This window comes from Rhodococcoides sp. S146-33, from assembly GCF_059489205.1.
This window is the reverse complement of record NZ_JCAJWY010000002.1, coordinates 1,036,346-1,053,636: the sequence shown is the minus strand read 5'-3', so window position 1 is coordinate 1,053,636 and position 17,291 is coordinate 1,036,346. Positions and strand designations below refer to the sequence as shown.

The window sequence follows — 17,291 nt, the reverse complement described above, 5'->3', positions numbered from 1 at the left end:
GTGCACGTGGGCCGCAGGCCCTCACAGCGGCAAACGTGGCCTGAGCAGGTGCGCGACCAGCGCCGTCCACCCGGTTTGGTGCGTGGCCCCGAGTCCCTCTCCGGTGTCGCCGTCGAAGTACTCGTTGAAGCTGGGATGCTCGCTCCACAGTGGGTCGGCACTGGATTCGATCCGGTTGCCGTCCGCCGGCCTCTTGCCATCGATCGGCCGGAACAGTCCGGCGAGACCGTTGTCGATCAGGTCGGCCGCGTCGGTCAGAGTGCGGTGGTTGCCCGATCCGGTGGGGATCTCGATGGTGAAAGAGTCGCCGTAGTACCGACCGTAGGCGCGGAGCTTGTCGGCCAGCAGCACGTTCACCGGGAACCACACCGGGCCACGCCAGTTGGAATTGCCACCGAACATTCCGGTTCGCGACTCCCCCGGTTCGTACTCGATGGACAGACTGCGGCCATCGACGTCGAAGGTCACCGGCTCGCGGTACGAGGCCGAGAGCGATCGAATTCCGAACTCCGACAGAAACTCTTCCGAATCGAACATGCGCGCCAGGATCCGCTTCAGACGCTCGGGCTGGACGAGCGTCAGCAGAAGACGCACCTCGTTGCCTTCTCGCCGCGCCAGCAGCGGCGAGACCATTTCGGGCCGACGATGCTGCACCCACCGCAGCCGCGCGGCAAGATCCGGGCATTCGGCCTCGACCCAGGGCGGAATTTCCGTTGCACCGAGAATGGGAAGGAGTCCGACCATGGATCGCACCCGCATCGGTACCGCATCGCCCTCGGGTTGAACCAGGACGTCGTAGAAGAACCCGTCTTCCTCGTGCCACAGCGAAATGTGCTGCGAACCGAATGAATTGACCGCTTTCGCGATGGAGAGGAAGTGCGAGAAGAACTTGGTTGCGACGTCGTCCCAGGCGCTGTCGTGCCGCGCGAGCTCCAAGGCGATCTTGAACATCTGCTGGCAGTAGAACGCCATCCAACTCGTTGCGTCGGACTGCTCGAGGCGAAACCCCGGGGGCAGCGGTGCGGAACGATTGAACAATCCGATGTTGTCCATTCCGAGGAAGCCGCCCTCGAAGATGTTGGACCCCTCCGAGTCCTTGCGGTTGACCCACCACGCGAAGTTGAGTAGCAGCTTGGTGAACACTCGAACCAGAAATTCGCGATCCCGATAGCCGTCGATTCGATACACGTGCCATGCCGCCCACGCGTGCACCGGCGGGTTGACGTCACCGAATTCCCATTCGTACGCCGGGAGTTGACCGTTGGGGTGCATGGCCCATTCTCGGCACATCAGAACCAACTGTTCCTTGGCGAAATCGGCGTCGACATGCGCCAGCGGAATCGCGTGAAATGCCAAGTCCCAGGCTGCGAACCAGGGGTACTCCCACTCATCGGGCATCGAGATCACATCGGCCAACGCGAGGTGACGCCAGTGCGCGTTTCGACCGCGCGGGTCCTGCCTCGAATCCGGGGCCGGTGCCCCCACCTTGTCGCCTTCGATCCACTCTTCGACGTCGTACCGGTAGAGCTGCTTCGTCCACAACAGTCCCGCGTACGCGCGCCGCGCCACGTGCCGATCGGTGTCGGTGAGCTCCGCACCGATCACTGCACCGTAGAACTCGTCCGCCTCCACTCGACGATCGAGGGTGACCGCGTCGAATCCGGTCCCGAACGTCTGCTCGTCCGGCCGGTTGGGCGACAGGCGCAGTTTGACCGATTCCGTTGCACCGGATGCGATGTCGTCGAACCGATACCAGAATGCGGCCTTCGTTCCGGTCTGCTCGGGGTTGACGGCATCCACGTCACCGTCGACCACTCGCCGCCCGATTCCGTCCTTGGGATAGGCCGAGACGTTCTCCTGACCCCACAGCGCCTGAGCGTTGGTTTCGTTGTCGCAGAACAGAAGTGACGGCGTTCCCTCGGCGCTCAGGTAGTAGCGTCCCAGAAATCCATGGTCGACGGCAATGGCTTCGAGACCACCGGCCAGTAGGTCCGGTGGGGTCAACCGATCCAGGACACCGCCGCGGTCGTCGCGGCCCCACGACCACGTGTTGCGCAGCCACAGGTGCGGCAGCAGATCGACCGACGCTGCCTCCGGTCCGTGGTTGGTGATGGAGATGGTGATGCAGATGTCGTCGGGTGATGCCTTCGCATACGTGACCTGGACGTCGAAGAATCTGTTCTCGTCGAGGATCCCGGTGTCGGCCAGCTCGTACTCACGGTCGTCACGGCCGCGTTGGGCATTCTCTTCCCTCAGTTGGGCATAGGGATATTCCGCGTGTGGGTAGCGGTAGAGCCATTGCATCCAGCTGTGCGTCGGTGTTCCGTCGACCGCCCAGAAGTACTCCTTGACGTCCTCGCCGTGATTGCCCTCTTCGTTGGCGAGACCGAACAGCCGTTCCTTGAGGATCGGGTCCTTGCGGTTCCACAGTGCGAACGAGAAATTGAGGAACCCGAAACGATCGCAGATTCCCCCGATTCCGTCCTCACCCCAGCGGTACGTCCGCTTGTGCGCCTGATCGAACGGGAACGACGCCCACGCGTTCCCGTCCTCGGAGTAGTCCTCGCGCACCGTGCCCCACTGCCGTCCTGCCAGGTACGGCCCCCACTGGCGCCACGGGCCGCTGACGCCGGGCGATTCCGCCAACCGAGAGTGCTCGACGGTGGACGGGGTAGGGACGCTCACGGGATTGGTGGTCACGGCACACAGTCTGGTGGTTGACGCTCAGCGATGCACGCCGACATTGGCAGCCAGGTAGCCGACCCGGCGTTGCACCGCGGCGATCTCTCGGACTCCGTCGGTGAGCAGACTGCGCTCGAGGGGTGACAGATCGGCCATGACCAGCACGTCACCGGGCCGATGCCCTGCCGTGATCTGATCGATCTGATGCGACAGTCGCAGACGCTGCAGCATCTCGAACACCTCGGTCAGAGTGGCGACATCGCGTTCGGAGAGCATGCCGTTGCCCGACGCCGCCGCGAGCCGCGCGGGGGTGGAGGACGAGGCGATGCCGACCGACAACCCACCCCACCGAGCGAGGTTGACGATGGGCGTCAGGGCATGGGCCTTGAGATCGAACGTCCCGCCGCGCCGAGCCAGCACGTCTCGCAGGGAGCGCAACCGGGCCCGGCCTGCGAGGGCATCCCGCAGCTGCAGCCGCAGTGCATCGGGGTTGTCGACCAGGAGCCGGCGATACGCCTCGGGCACGGTGTTCAGCTCTCGTGGGCCCCACACCACCCTGCCGTCGATCATCAGCGAGGACATGATGAGACCGGAGTCCCCAGCCGGATTGCCACGTTCACCGAAGGGGTTGCTGAGCCAGTGAGCCGCGGCGCTTTGCCACTGCCCGGCCGAGCGTGCGAATCGAGGCGAGCTCGCGACCGCCCCGTTGGTGTCCGATGGTAGCCCGGCACCGTCGAGGCTCACGTGGACACGAGCGGCCAAGTCCATCAGCGCCTCGTCGCGGGTTCTCGACACCGCGCTCGATTTCCCTCGCGAGCCGGGGTCCGCGGTGGTGTCGGACCAGGTCAATGCACTGTCGACGTCCGAGGACGGCATGGCTTCCCGACGCGCCACACTGCCGAGGGTGATCCAGGCGAACCGGTCGCGCGGCACTTCCGGCCGCGCCGACCATTCGATCTCGACGGCACGGCGGACGAGGCTGTCGACCACGACGGACAGGATCGCGCTGACCGCCACGGCGTCGGTCCCGCCCCGGAACAGGTCCGCCACCAATCCCGGAACGAGCTTTCCGGCGTCGGCGAGTTCGGCCGAAGTCGACGCCGAGGTCACCGCACGACGAACCACGAAGCTCCGACGGGTGGACGCGGCATGCAGATCGGAATCCTCGACGACGCCGAGAACCTCACCTCGGCTGGACACCACGGGCATGTGCCGCAGCCCCAGCTCGAGCATGTCCATCAGTACGGTGCCGACCGACCGGTCCGCGGTGACCGTCTCGGCCGGCGTCGTCATGACCCGCTCGACCGGGGTGTCGACGCCGATTCCGGCAGCGACAACACGCACTCGGAGGTCACGGTCGGTGAATATTCCGTAGCGTGAACCGCGCAGCGGAACCAGGACGTACGAGCTGCCTTGTTCGGTCATGTGCCGAACCGCATCTCGGACAGAAGTACCTGCGGATGTGAACACCGGCGGTGCCGACAGCAGTTCGCCGACGGCACGGCCGGAACTACCCTCGGCCGCCCCACCGCGATGCGTGGTGGCCGAGGTGACGGCATCGGCCAGAAACGCCAGCCCGGTCGGCGTTGCGAACAGCGGTCGGATCAGCTCCCCGGGCAATCGAAGGACAGTGCTCGGCTCGGTGGCGCGCGCGCAGAATTCGACCGTCCCGCCGGCGAGCAATGCCGAGAAACCGAAGACCCCACCTGGACCGATGGTGTCGATCGGCCGGTCGGCGGGCGAGGTGTCGTCGGGGTGCACGATCACCACTCGACCGGTACGCACCACCCATACGGTGTCGGCCACGTCGGGCGTGGGAGTCGGGCCCACAACCCATGCGCCACCGGCATAGTCGCGTTCCACAGCTGCTCGGGCGATGTCGGTCAGTAACGCAGGTGACGCGCCTTGGAACGGTGGGTGTGCGCCGAGGAACTCGGTGAGCGCCGGTCTATCCGCCACGGATCAGGTCGGCGCATTTCTCCGCCATGGTCATCACCGTGATGTTCGGATTGACGTATGGCAGCTTCGGCATCGCCGACGCGTCGACGACGCGCAGACGTGATATTCCTTTCACGCGAAGCTCGGGATCGAGCACGGCCATCGCGTCGTCCACCGATCCCATCCGGGCGGTACCGGCCGGGTGGTACACCGTGTTGTGCGTCTTGTGCACGTAGTCGAGTAGATCGTCGTCGGTGACGGCCTCGGGCCCGGGCGCGAGTTCACGTTCGATCCAGCCGGCCATCGGACCATCCGACGCGATCCGACGAGCAAGCTTCAAACCGGCGAGCATCACCGCGTCGTCATGGCCGTCTGCGTCGGTGAAATAGCGCGGATCCACCTTGGCGCGATCGCGAAAGTCCCTGCTGCGCAATCGAACCGTGCCGCGCGAGCGACCTTGGGTCACGTTGGGCGTCAGACAGAAGCCGTTGTCGGTGGTCGGATAGCCCCACCGCAGGGTGTTCATGTCGAACGGCACACTGCCGTAATGCATCATGACGTCGGGATAGTTCAGCGACGAGTCGGTCTGGGCGAACACTCCGATCTCCCACCATTGCGAGGAGGTGGTGACCATGGGCTTGCTCGCCTCCCAGAACACCAGCCCTTCGACGTGGTCGTCGAGGTTCTCGCCCACGCCGGGCGAGTCGACTCGCACCGTGATTCCCATCTCCTGCAGCTGAGCCGCCGGCCCGATTCCGGAGAGCATCAACAACTTCGGCGTGTCGATGGCACCGGCGGTGACAATCACCTCGCGACGCGCGGACACGGTGTCGTAGCCGGTCAGGTCGGGCCGTTGATACCGCACACCCGTCGCGGTCAGCGACTCGTCGATCAGGATCTCACTGATCCAGCAGTCGGTGCGCACCTCCAGGTTCGGCCGTGAGCCGATGATCGGGTGCAGGTACGCATGGGAGGTCGACATACGCGAGCCGTCTTCTCCCGCGTTGATCTGAAACCAACCCGCACCGTTGAGTACCGGCGTCCCGCGGTTGAACGCGACGGTGGGAAGCCCTATTCCGGCCGCCGATTCGAGCACTGCTGCACCGCAGGGATCGTTCGGCGGCACGTCGCGGATTCGCACGGGGCCGTCCTGTCCACGGCCGGTGTCGTTGTTCTCCACGCGGGCGACAAAAGGAAGGATGTCCGACGCGCCCCATCCGGTCGCGCCGGCTGCAGCCCAATCGTCGAGGGTTTCGGCGGGCGGATGAAAAGCGATGCAGGAGTTGTGCGACGAACAGCCGCCGAGCACTTTCGCGCGCGCGTGCCGCATGAAGCTGTTGCCCCGCTCCTGAGGTTCGACGGGATAGTCCCAGTCGTAGCCGGAGTCGAGCAGATGCATCCACTCCGCCAGTTCGAGAATCGCCTTGTCACCGACATCGGTCGGCCCTGCTTCGACAAGGCAGACGCTGACCGAGGGATCCTCGCTCAGTCGCGCGGCGAGCACACATCCCGCCGTGCCCCCTCCTGCGACGACGTAATCGAACTGGGTGTCTGTCACTGCAGGCTCCTTCTAGTTGCCCGTGGAGGCATGTGATTTCAGAGTGCCGATGTGCTTGCGCCCCTTGACTGCGTACCACAGCAGGCCGACGCCCAAGATGCCTCCGATATAGACGAACGCACCGAAGGTGTTGTACCAGGGGGTTCCGTACACGGCCTCTCGTGGCCAGGCGAGATTGATTGCCATTCCGGCACCCCACACCACGGCCGCGATGTTGACCGGCAGCCCGAACTTACCCATCGTGAAATATCCACCGGGTTTCAGATCCTCCGGCGGCCACTCGCCTTTGATGCGTTTGACCAGCAACGGTCCGGTGACCATCAGATACGCGAGATAGATCATGATGATCGCGATCGAGGTGAGGACCGTGAAGATCTGCGGCTGACCGATGTTGACGACGAGAATGACGATGGCCAGCACGCCGATGGTCACCGCGGGCACCACAGGGGTCTGGGTCTTGGGATTCACCTTGGCCAGGCTCTCGCCGAAGGGCAACGCGTTGTCTCGCGCCATGGCGAACGTGAGCCGGATTGCCGCGGTGTGCACTGCCAACGAGCAGACGAACACGGCGATGACGATGCAGATGAGGAAGACGGTACCCAGCGGGCCCCACATCACCGATTCGACGATGGACTGCAGGCTGCCGTCGGGGCTCCCGAGGGAGGGATCGTTCAGGTCGGGCGCGGCCATGACGGCGAACACCAGGATGGCTCCGCCGATGACGAACGAGGCGAGGATGGCGCGAAAGATCGCTTTGGGGGCGGTGCGTCGCGGTTCGACGGTTTCTTCCCCGAGCGAGCTCGCGGTGTCGAATCCGTACATGACGTAGCCCGACGCCAGCGACGCGACCAGAAAGGCACCGAGGTAACCGCCGCTCTCACCGGCACCGTAGCCGTTGGAGGAGAAGAACACTTCGGGCCCGCGAGTGATGTTGGCCGCGAGCAGGATCGCGATGAGTACGGCCGCAATGAGTTCGATGAACACACCCGCGCTGTTGATCATCGCCATCAGTCGAACTCCGAGTGCGTTGATCGTGGTGGTGATGGCGATCAGGATCGCACCGAGCAGCACTGCGTTGGCCGCGAAGTCGGTGGCACCCGAACCGTCACCGATGATCTGAAATCCGCTCCAGATGCGTGGCAAGTTCAGCTGCAGAGCAAGGGCAACGGCGGCCAGTGTCACGATCGATGCCGTGAGCATCAACCAACCCGCCGACCAACCGACGATCCTGCGGCCCAACAGCTTCGCCCAGTTGTACACCGATCCCGCCACCGGGTATTTCGCGGCCAGCTCCATGAAGCACAGTGCCACGCAGAGCTGACCGACGAAGACCGCAGGCCACGACCACAGGTACGCCGGCCCGGCGGTGCCGAAACCGAAGTAGAACAGCTGGAACGTGCCGGTGAGAATGGAGATGTAGCTGACGCCTGCGGCGAAGCTGGCGAATTTGCCGAGACTGCGGTCGAGCGATTCCTTGTACCCGAAATCGTCCATCCCGCTCGAGTTGTCGTTCAGTATTGCCATGCCTGTGGCCTTTCCCATCGTGCTCTATCGGGTACCGAACCACCCCGCCGCGGTAGGTGAGGTGTTGTGCCAAATATGCTTCGCTTCTTGATATTCGGACATACCGGACGGACCTAGTTCGCGGCCGTTCCCGGACTGCTTGAAGCCGCCCCATTCCGCGGCCGCCGTGTAGACACCGAAGTCGTTGAGCCACACCGTTCCATGGCGGAGCCCACGCACCATTCTTTCGCCTCGTGCGGCGTCGGACGTCCGAACTCCCGCAGCGAGACCGTAATTCGTATCGTTACCCAACAGCAGCGCTTCGGCCTCGGTGTCGAAGCGCTCCACAGTGAGTATGGGCCCGAATGTCTCCTCCTGCACGATATTCATCGACCGAGTGCAATGATCGAAAATCGTGGGGAGGAAGTAGCTACCGTTCTCCAGAGCAGGATCGTCCGGTTTCGTTCCACCGATGACCAACGTCGCCCCCTCGTCGATGCCGCCCGCGACGAAGCCTTCGATCTTCTTGCGCTGCGCCTGCGACACCAGCGGTCCGGTCTCGCTGGCCGGGTCCATACCCGGCCCCATCACGATGGTCTTCGCGCGCTCTGCCACGGCGGCGACGAAACGGTCGGCCACGGATTCCTCGATGATCAGGCGGGTACCGGCCGAACACACCTGACCGGAATGCAGAAACACTCCGGTCAGCACGTTGTCGACCGAGTCGGCGAAGGACTGCTCGTCGGCCACCGCGTCGGCGAACACGATGTGGGGATTCTTGCCGCCGAGTTCTACGGCCACCTTGGTGACGTTCTCGGCCGCCGCGGCCAGGATGTGCCGGCCTGTTGCGAGCCCACCGGTGAAGGAAATGAAGTCGACGTCGCGGTTCCTGGTAAGCGCATCTCCGAGGACCGCGCCGCTACCCTGCAGCAGATTGACCACACCCGGAGGTACACCTGCTTCCTCGACCAGCCTGGTGAATGCGATGGTGCTCAGCGGGGTCACTTCGCTCGGTTTGAGAACCATCGTGCAACCGGCCGCAAGAGCGGGGGCGATCTTCCACGAGATCTGCAACAGCGGGTAGTTCCACGGTGCGATCATGACGCACACACCGATCGGCTCGTGCACCACGCGGCTGAGGATTTCGGGCCGGTCGACATCGATCAGTCGATCTGCCTGCACCACCGCGAGATCGGCGTAGAAGCGGAACACCGACGTGACGTCGTCGATGTCGATCTCGCTCTCGCCGAACGTCTTTCCGGTATCGAGGGTCTCGATGAGCGCCAACTTCGCCTTGTCGCGCTGGAGCAAGTCTGCGATGCGATTGAGCAGGTCTTTGCGCTCACCCACCGTCACCGAGCGCCACGGTCCGTCGTCGAACGCGGACCGCGCCGCGGCCACCGCGCGCAACGCGTCGTCGGGCGTGGCCTCGTCCACGACGGCCACCGTGCTGCCGTCGGACGGATCGACGATGTCGCGGGTCCCACCGTCACCGGACCCCAGCCACTGCCCGTCGACGTACAACGAGGGGCGCAATGCGGTCGGATCGAATCCTGCGTCGGAGTCGGTCACCGAAACACCTTCTTCCGTGAGTGGGCCTGATCGTGTGTCTACGTTATGCCCTCAGCGGCCGGTGACTCCATCGATCTGTTCGCGAATGATGTCCGCGTGCCCATTGTGCCGCGCGTATTCGCCGATCATGTGTACGTAGACCATCCTCAGTGACATCGGCCCGCCTCGACAGTCGACCGGATCCTCGAACGAGTGACGGGCAGCGATCTCGTCCGAGGCCGCACACTCGGCAGCGAATCGCGCGAAGTCCGACTCTGCGCTCGATGCCGTCGCTCCCAGGAAGTCGGAGTCCTTCCCCAGGGCCGCGTCGTACATCGGCTCGAACGACATCGACGCCAGACGCTCTCGAAACCAGATACGTTCGACCTTCGCGAGATGACGGACGAGTCCGAGGAGGGAGAGCGTCGAGTGCGAGAAGGGGCGGCGCGCAAGCTGTTCGGCATCGGCACCGGCACAGATGTTCAGCAATGTGGCTCGATGCCAGCGCAGCACTCCCTCGAGAATCGGTCTCTCGTCACCGACGAGCGGACCGTCGACGGGATCGGGCACGGGCGCTGTGAAGCTCATACGGCGATTGTCGAACATGCGACGGCACCGTGCAGCGCAGCGCATTACGGTGGGGTCATGACTATCGAAGATGTGGGCGGCAGACGAACGGTGACGGCAGACGAGCTCCTTTTGCTCGTGGGTGATCATCTCCTCATCGAGGAGGGCGTTGCGACCGGGTTCATCGAAAGCGCCGGACAGGTTGCCGAGAACGTGGCGGTGACAGTGACCGACGGCGTCGACGGCACCACGACTACCGAGCGCGTTTTTCTCCCCGACGCCGAGGTCACTATCGAACCGGCCGATCGAGGACGCGCCCCCGTCACCCTGTGACGAGCGGAAATTGCCTGCTCAGAAGTACATCGGTGTAACTCGAGAAACTTGGATCACACCAGTCACACTGGTACCGAACTGAGCTATGGTGGCGGAAACCCGTCACCGCTCAGAAGGGCAACCGACAGTGCGATCCGGCCGAGCACAACCGATGATCCGTGTTGCCGTTGTCACCTGTGCGGCTGCACTTGCCCTCGGCACGGGCATGGGCGCGGCGACGGCCCAGCACGCCCCGGCAACAGTCACCGAGGCAGTCCGTTCGGCCGACGCGCAGCAGTACAACGATGCGCAGAACGCTTTGGTCAAGGGTCGCTACGACGCCGGGTTCGCGGCACTGGACGCGGTTGCCGCGGCCGCACCGGACGATGCCAATGTGGCAGCGCTGCAGACGTTCTACGCCAACGCAACCGATGATGCCGCCGCTCGCACGCAGCACTCGGCCCGCCTGCGCACCCTGTCTCCCTCGCTCGCCGATGCGGTGGAGCGGGCCATTGCCGTAATCGACGACGCCGCGACCGAAACGATCGACTTCGCACCGGTCACCGACGGGCCCCGCACCGCGATCGTGGTACTCGGCCTGGGGCTGAACGGCGACGGCAGCATGGCCCCGGAATTGGTGGAGCGACTGAATTCTGCCGTCTCTGTCGCAGAGCGCTCCCCCGAATCGCCCATCATCGTCACCGGCGGAAATCCGCAGAGCGGCATCACCGAGGCCGACGTGATGAAGAAATGGCTGATCGACAACAAGGTCGCTGGGGACCGTATTCACACCGAGCCCACCGCCAATTCGACCGTGCAGAACGCGCAGCGCGCCACCTCGCTGGCGGCGGAGATCGGCGTCGAGAATCTGGTTCTGTCCACGACTCCCAGTCACCTGCGGCGTGCAATATCGGACTTCGAAATCGCCGGCTCCGACGTGATCGGCGCCGCGACTTCTACCCCCGACGATCTTCCGGAACTCCCTGCACTCGCTCCAACCGCGCGGCTGGGCATGACCGTCGATGCCACCAAGATCCTCGGGATACCGCGCACCTACTGACGCGTCCACCCTCGTAGCACCGACGCAGTCCCGGCATCGAACACCGCACGTCGACTTTCGTCGTCGTACTTCATCGGCATCGCCAACTCCAGCGACACCAACCCGTGCACGATCGCCCAGAACGAATGGCTGATCACCTCGACCGATGCGCCGCTCATGGTGCCGGCCGCGACGGCTCGCCCTACCGCCGCCCGGAGCGGATCCATCGCTGCAGCCGCAAGTTTCGCCTCTTCGGATACATCGACCGAACCGAGAAGGCCGCCGAACATCACGGCGTACAGATGAGGGTTCTGCAGAGCCCAGCGCCGGTAGGCAACGCCGAGTTCGCGCAGATCGACCTCTGGGTCGCTGGTGACCGGCACCTGCCGCTGGGCGTCACCGAAACTGGAGAACGACGCGGCGAACAGAGCCACCAGCAGTTCCGCGCGACCGCCGAACAGTGAGTAGATGGCCGTGGTCGAGGTGCCCTGCGCGGCGGCGAGTTTACGTAGCGACAGCGAGTCGACGCCGTGTTGGGCAACGCTTTCCGCCGCGGCCCCGAGTAGCCGGGTACGAAGTTCGGCATCGTGAATTCTCGGTCTCGCCACTTGCGAAACTTACCACAACGGTGTTTTATAACAGTGTCACAGCAATGCTCGACCCCCGAACAGACGGGAACACGTCATGCAACCCATCATCGACGGCCGCAGCACGGTCGAAGCCGACCGCGACACTGTCACGGTCTTTCTCATCGGGATGCGTATCAACAATCCCCTTGCCGTTCGCTCCTGGCTTCCCGCGGTGCGCGCGATGCCACGGATGCTCAGCCATCTCGAACAGGATCCTGCCTCAGGACTGCTCGGTTACCACTCATGGTTGGGACGCACCACCATGCTGGTCAGCTATTGGCGCAACGCGGAAGACCTCACGCGATTCGCCTCCGATCCCGAGGCACCCCATGCACCGGCCTGGCGCGCGTTCAACCGGTCGGTCGCTGCGACCGGCAATGTCGGCGTATGGCACGAAACCTACACCGCAACAGCGCAGAACAGTGAAGCGATCTACGTGAACATGCCGCCGTTCGGCCTCGCGGGAGCCATCGGTTCGATTCCGGTCGGCACCGGCTCGCACACGTGGAAGCAGCGAATGAAGTCCGCCCAACACGCCTGACGAGCTAGAGGAAGTTCCCCGCTCGCGCGGCGATATCGAGAACGGGCTGGGGAAAGACTCCCAGTGCCACGGTGACGACCACCGACACCCCGATCGCGCACGACACCGATGCGGTAGGACGCACCATGGTGACGGTCCGATCCGTGGGCTCGGTGAAGAACATCAGCACGATCACGCGCACGTAGAAGAACGCCGCAACAGCGCTGCACACCACTCCGACCACGACCAGTGCAGCTCCCCCGGCACCGGAGGCCGCGCTGAACACCGCAAACTTGCCGATGAAGCCGCTGGTGAGTGGGATACCCGCGAACGAGAGCAGGAACAACCCGAACACCGCGGCAACCAGCGGTGAGCGTCGACCGACACCGGCCCACCGTTCCAGGTCGCCTACCTCACCGCGCTCGTCTCGGGCCAGACCGATCACGGCGAATCCACCCAGCGTGCTGAAGGCGTAGGCGAGCAGGTAGAACATCGTGCCCGAAACCCCTGAATCCTCTGCACTACCCAGCGCGGTCACTCCGGTGAGAATGAACCCGGTATGTGCCACGGACGAGTAGGCCAGCATGCGCTTGACGTCGGTCTGCGTCACCGCGACAACCGAACCGAGCACCATCGTCGCGATAGCGATCACCCACAGCATCGGACGCCAACTCGACTCGAGACCGGGTAGCGCCATTCCGAAGATCCGCAGGATCGCACCGAAGGCGGCCACCTTGGTCACGGTGGCCATCAGCGCCGTCACCGGCGTGGGGGCACCCTGGTAGACGTCTGGAATCCACGAATGAAAGGGCACCGCACCGACTTTGAACAGCAACCCCACGGCCAGCAGGGCGGTTCCGATCAGTGCCAACGACTTGCCCTGTCCGTCTACAGCGATTGCGTCGGCGATTCCGTCCAACCGGACCGTCCCGGCGTAGCCGTACAGGAACGCCACTCCGAACAGGAAGAACGCCGACGAGAACGCGCCCAGCAGAAAGTACTTGAGGGCTGCTTCCTGAGAGAGCAGCCGTCGTCGTCTCGCCAGTCCGCACAGCAGATACAGCGGCAACGACAGCACTTCCAACGCAACGAACATCGTCAGCAGATCGGTAGACGCCGGAAACAACAGCATGCCGCCGATCGCGAACATTGCCAGCGGGAAGACCTCGGTCTGAGCGACGCCTGCATCGATGGCCTCCTTCTCCGCCACGCTGCCCGGAGTGGTGGACGCTTGCGGAGTGAACGAATCGATGCGGCGCTCGGTACCGGTGGAGGTGACGGCGACGGTACGCTCGGCAAGCAGTGCGATTGCCGGAATCGACACCAGCACAATGGTTCCCTGCAGGAACAGAGTTGGCCCGTCTATCGCCACGGCCCCGTTCATCGCATATGCCTCGGTGCCGGCCAGCCCGAGAACGGCCGCGAGAGCCACCACCAAACCGGCCAGCGCAAGGCCGAGATGGACGCCACGACGTGCCCGCACCGGCACAAACGCTTCGACCAGGACCCCGAGAACCGCGACACCGAAGACGATCAACATGGGCGACAGCAGTCCGTACTGCACCTCGGGAGTGGTCATGGTTGACCTCCTGCACTGTCGACGATCGTGGATTGCACTGCCGGAGTGATCACGTCGAGAGCCGGTTTCGGGTACACCCCGAACACGATCAGCAACGCGAGCAACGGGACCACCACCAACGCCTCACGGGGAACGAGATCGGAGATCTTCTCGTTGCCCTCTCGGACCGGCCCAGTCATCACTCGTTGGTAGAGCCAGAGAATGTAGATCGCCGACAGCACGAGCGCACCGGTGGCCACGATCGCGGCCACACCGTAGCGCCCGAATGTGCCGATCAACACCAGGAATTCACTGATGAACGGGGCGAGACCGGGCAGCGAGAGCGTAGCGAGACCCGAGATCAGGAAGGTTCCGGCGAGCACCGGCGCGACCTTCTGGACGCCGCCGTAGTCGGCGATCGCTCGTGAACCACGACGGGACACGAGAAAGCCTGCGATCAAGAACAATGCGGCGGTCGAGATTCCATGGTTGACCATATACAGCGTGGCACCGGCCTGACTCTGGCCGGTCATCGCGAAGATGCCGAGGATGATGAATCCGAAGTGCGAAATAGAGGTGTAGGCAATGAGTCTCATCATGTCGGTCTGACCGATCGCCAGTATCGCGCCGTACACGATGCCGATCACTGCGAGCGTGATGATCCACGGGGCGAACGTCTGCGACGAACCGGGAAAGAGCTCGAGGCAGAAGCGCAGCATCGCGAAGGTGCCGACCTTGTCCACCACCGACATCATCAGCACTGCCGTCGCCGGGGTGGACTGCACTGCGGCGTCGGGTAACCACGTATGGAACGGCCACAGGGGTGCCTTGATCGCGAACGCGAGCATGAAACCGAGGAACAGCGCGTTGAGCACTGCCGGATCCACACCGAGCCCGCCCGATGCCGCTGCATCCGCGATTGCGCGTAGATCGAACGTGCCGCCGTCGAACGGACCGTCGGGCCGGGCGGTGACGACGTACAACCCGATGACGGCAGCCAGCATCACCAGGCCACCGAACAGGTTGTACAGCAGGAACTTCACTGCGGCGCGCGTGCGCTCGGTGCCGCCGAAGCCACCGATGAGAAAGTACATCGGAATGAGCATGGCCTCGAAGAAGATGTAGAACAGCAGTACGTCCAAGGCGAGGAACGAGACGATCACCATGGACTCGACCACCAGGATCAACGCCATGTAGGTGTGCGAGACCCGACGCGATCCGTAGTTCGCGACGCGGCTGCCGTCGTGCCAGCCCGCAACGAGCAGCAGTGGGGTCAGCACGGTGGTGAGCAACACGAGCACGAGCCCGATTCCGTCGAGGCCGAGTGTGTAGCGCGCGCCGAATGCCGCTATCCAGGAATGATCTTCGAGGAACTGGTCGCGATCGCCACCGGAGTCGAAGGCGATCGCGAGCACCACCGACAGCGCGAGTGTGCCGGTCGCGAACCCGACGGCGACGCCACGCGCGATCGTCGGACGATCGGCCGGGACGAGGGCGACGAAAATCGCGCCGAGAATCGGCAGAACCCACAGGACGGTCAACCAGGGGAACGTCACAGGACCACCACCATCAACACGACGAGAACGGCCCCCGCGAACATCGCCAACGCATAGGACCGTACGAATCCGGTCTGCAGCCGCCGAGATCGAGTCGATACTCCGCCGATCGATCTCCCCACCCCGTCCACGACGGCGTCGATGCCCGCATTGTCGGCGTATACGAATGTGCGAGTGAGCTTTTGACCTGGCCGCATCAGCGCGGCCTCGTTGAAGGCGTCGCCGTACAGATCGGCGCGTGCGGCTCTGGTCAGCGCCGATACGTCCTCGGGTGGAGTCGGGGGAACGTCGCGGGCGATGTACTTCCGGTACGCGACGCCTGCACCCACGAGTACCACTCCCAGAACTGCGACCGTGACGACCCAGGCAGGTATCGCGTGTTCCTCGTGCGCCGATCCGACCACCGGTTCCAACCACGTCTCGAGGCGTCCGCCCACCGCGAGGAAGGCTCCCGATGCCACCGAGCCGACGGCCAACAGAATCATGGGCACCGTCATCGTCGCCGACGCCTCGTGCGGATGTGCCTGCGCTGCCCACCGTTTCGGCCCGAAGAACGTCATCAGCATCACCCGAGTCATGTAGAACGCGGTCAGTCCCGCACCGAGCAGTGTCACGCAGCCGAGCACCGCACCTGTCACTCCCCCGGCCGCGAACGCAACCTCGATGATCGGGTCCTTGGCGAAGAAACCCGAGAACGGCGGTACGCCGATGATGGCGAGGTAGCCCAGACCGAACGTGACGAAAGTGATCGGCATCGCGGCGCGGAGCCCGCCGAACTTTCGCATGTCGGTCTCGTCGTTCATCGCGTGCATCACCGAGCCGGCGCCCAGGAACAGTCCGGCCTTGAAGAATCCGTGCGAGAGCAACAGGACGATGGCGAAGGCATAGCCGGCCGGTCCGAGTCCGGCGGCGAGCACCATGTAGCCGATCTGGCTCATCGTCGAGGCTGCAAGCGCCTTCTTGATGTCGTCCTTCGCACAACCGATCACGGCACCGAACAGCAACGTCACTGCGCCGACGGCGACGGTCGCTGCTCGGGCGGCCGGCGAGGCCTCGAAGATCGGCCCCGATCGGACGATGAGATACACACCGGCGGTGACCATCGTCGCCGCGTGAATCAGTGCGGAGACCGGAGTGGGGCCCTCCATCGCGTCGCCGAGCCACGACTGCAGCGGGACCTGCGCCGACTTTCCGCAGGCCGCCAGCAGCAACATCAGCGCCATCGCGGTGGCCACCGATTCACTCGCATCCCCGATTCCGGCGAACACCACGTCGTACTGCACCGATCCGAAGTTCACGAACATGATCATCAGGGCGATCGCCAGGCCGATATCGCCGACGCGGTTGACCACGAACGCTTTTCGAGCTGCCGAGGCGGCCGACGGCTTGTGCTGCCAGAATCCGATGAGCAGGTACGACGCGAGACCGACACCCTCCCAACCCAGATACAGGCCGAGGAAGTTGTCGGACAGCACCAGCAGCAGCATGGCGGCGAGAAACAGATTGAGGTACGCGAAGAAGCGCCGACGCTCCGCGTCGTGGCTCATGTATCCGATCGAGTACACGTGAATGAGTGACCCGACTCCGGTGATCAACAGGACGAAACAAATCGACAGTTGATCTGCACGCAGTCCGAAGTCGACCTGCAATTCGTCGACGGGAACCCAGCGGAACAGAGTCTCGGCGATCGCTCTGTTCTGCTCGTCACGCCCGAGCATCGAGGCGAACACCAGTGCGGCGACGACGAACGACGACACCGCTGCGGCTGTCGCAGCAAGGTGCCCCCACTGGTTGCAGCGCCGGCCACCGAGCAGCAGGACGGCTGCACCCAAGGCCGGCAGAGCCGGGAGAAGCCACAGGATCGACATCGTTTCTGCT

The 17,291-nt window shown here is 64.2% G+C and carries 13 protein-coding genes; 3 read left to right on the top strand and 10 right to left on the bottom strand.

Annotated elements, in window-relative coordinates:
* Positions 1–21: 21 nt before the first annotated feature.
* The 6 genes from AC5WEY_RS13460 to AC5WEY_RS13435 all read right to left on the bottom strand — a co-directional run bounded on the left by AC5WEY_RS13460 (position 22) and on the right by AC5WEY_RS13435 (position 9,820).
* On the bottom strand, positions 22–2,700 hold the full coding sequence (locus AC5WEY_RS13460) for an MGH1-like glycoside hydrolase domain-containing protein (RefSeq protein WP_495646220.1): 2,679 nt from the start codon (positions 2,698–2,700) through the stop codon (positions 22–24).
* Between the two features lie 24 nt (positions 2,701–2,724).
* Positions 2,725–4,641 (bottom strand): putative nucleotidyltransferase substrate binding domain-containing protein, encoded by a 1,917-nt coding sequence (locus AC5WEY_RS13455; RefSeq protein ID WP_495646219.1) that lies wholly within the window; start codon positions 4,639–4,641, stop codon positions 2,725–2,727.
* Complete coding sequence (locus tag AC5WEY_RS13450) at positions 4,631–6,178, bottom strand: GMC family oxidoreductase (protein WP_495646218.1); 1,548 nt, start codon at positions 6,176–6,178, stop codon at positions 4,631–4,633. Before AC5WEY_RS13450 ends, AC5WEY_RS13455 begins: the two co-directional genes overlap by 11 nt.
* A 12-nt stretch (positions 6,179–6,190) precedes the next feature.
* Positions 6,191–7,702, bottom strand: a complete 1,512-nt coding sequence (locus AC5WEY_RS13445; protein WP_235581659.1) for an APC family permease — start codon at positions 7,700–7,702, stop codon at positions 6,191–6,193.
* Positions 7,703–7,726: 24 nt separating this feature from the next.
* Complete coding sequence (locus tag AC5WEY_RS13440; protein WP_495646563.1) at positions 7,727–9,217, bottom strand: aldehyde dehydrogenase family protein; 1,491 nt, start codon at positions 9,215–9,217, stop codon at positions 7,727–7,729.
* Positions 9,218–9,304: 87 nt separating this feature from the next.
* The gene (locus AC5WEY_RS13435) at positions 9,305–9,820 is read right to left on the bottom strand and encodes a DinB family protein (protein ID WP_495646217.1); all 516 of its coding nucleotides are present in this window, start codon (positions 9,818–9,820) and stop codon (positions 9,305–9,307) included.
* Between the two features lie 57 nt (positions 9,821–9,877).
* On the opposite strand from AC5WEY_RS13435, the gene AC5WEY_RS13430 reads away from it, so the two are divergent.
* Together AC5WEY_RS13430 and AC5WEY_RS13425 are read left to right on the top strand one after the other, a co-directional pair.
* Entirely contained in the window at positions 9,878–10,132 is a 255-nt protein-coding gene (locus tag AC5WEY_RS13430) for a hypothetical protein (RefSeq protein ID WP_032398387.1), read from the top strand.
* A gap of 151 nt (positions 10,133–10,283) precedes the next feature.
* Positions 10,284–11,171: a YdcF family protein gene (locus AC5WEY_RS13425; protein WP_495646216.1), complete on the top strand. Its 888-nt coding sequence runs from the start codon at positions 10,284–10,286 to the stop codon at positions 11,169–11,171.
* Here the strand turns inward: AC5WEY_RS13425 and AC5WEY_RS13420 are convergent.
* Complete coding sequence (locus AC5WEY_RS13420) at positions 11,165–11,758, bottom strand: TetR/AcrR family transcriptional regulator (RefSeq protein ID WP_495646215.1); 594 nt, start codon at positions 11,756–11,758, stop codon at positions 11,165–11,167. The genes AC5WEY_RS13425 and AC5WEY_RS13420 overlap by 7 nt on opposite strands.
* 76 nt (positions 11,759–11,834) lie before the next feature.
* Here AC5WEY_RS13420 and AC5WEY_RS13415 point away from each other — a divergent pair, with 76 nt between their 5' ends.
* Complete coding sequence (locus AC5WEY_RS13415) at positions 11,835–12,320, top strand: DUF4188 domain-containing protein (protein WP_495646214.1); 486 nt, start codon at positions 11,835–11,837, stop codon at positions 12,318–12,320.
* Positions 12,321–12,324: 4 nt separating this feature from the next.
* On the opposite strand, the gene nuoN is transcribed toward AC5WEY_RS13415, so the two are convergent.
* The 3 genes from nuoN to nuoL are packed head-to-tail and all read right to left on the bottom strand — an operon-like array spanning position 12,325 to position 17,281.
* Positions 12,325–13,878 (bottom strand): NADH-quinone oxidoreductase subunit NuoN, encoded by a 1,554-nt coding sequence (gene nuoN, locus AC5WEY_RS13410; protein WP_495646213.1) that lies wholly within the window; start codon positions 13,876–13,878, stop codon positions 12,325–12,327.
* Positions 13,875–15,413: an NADH-quinone oxidoreductase subunit M gene (locus AC5WEY_RS13405; RefSeq protein ID WP_495646212.1), complete on the bottom strand. Its 1,539-nt coding sequence runs from the start codon at positions 15,411–15,413 to the stop codon at positions 13,875–13,877. The genes nuoN and AC5WEY_RS13405 overlap by 4 nt, the downstream gene beginning before the upstream one ends.
* Positions 15,410–17,281: an NADH-quinone oxidoreductase subunit L gene (nuoL, locus tag AC5WEY_RS13400; protein WP_495646211.1), complete on the bottom strand. Its 1,872-nt coding sequence runs from the start codon at positions 17,279–17,281 to the stop codon at positions 15,410–15,412. Before nuoL ends, AC5WEY_RS13405 begins: the two co-directional genes overlap by 4 nt.
* Positions 17,282–17,291: the final 10 nt, after the last annotated feature.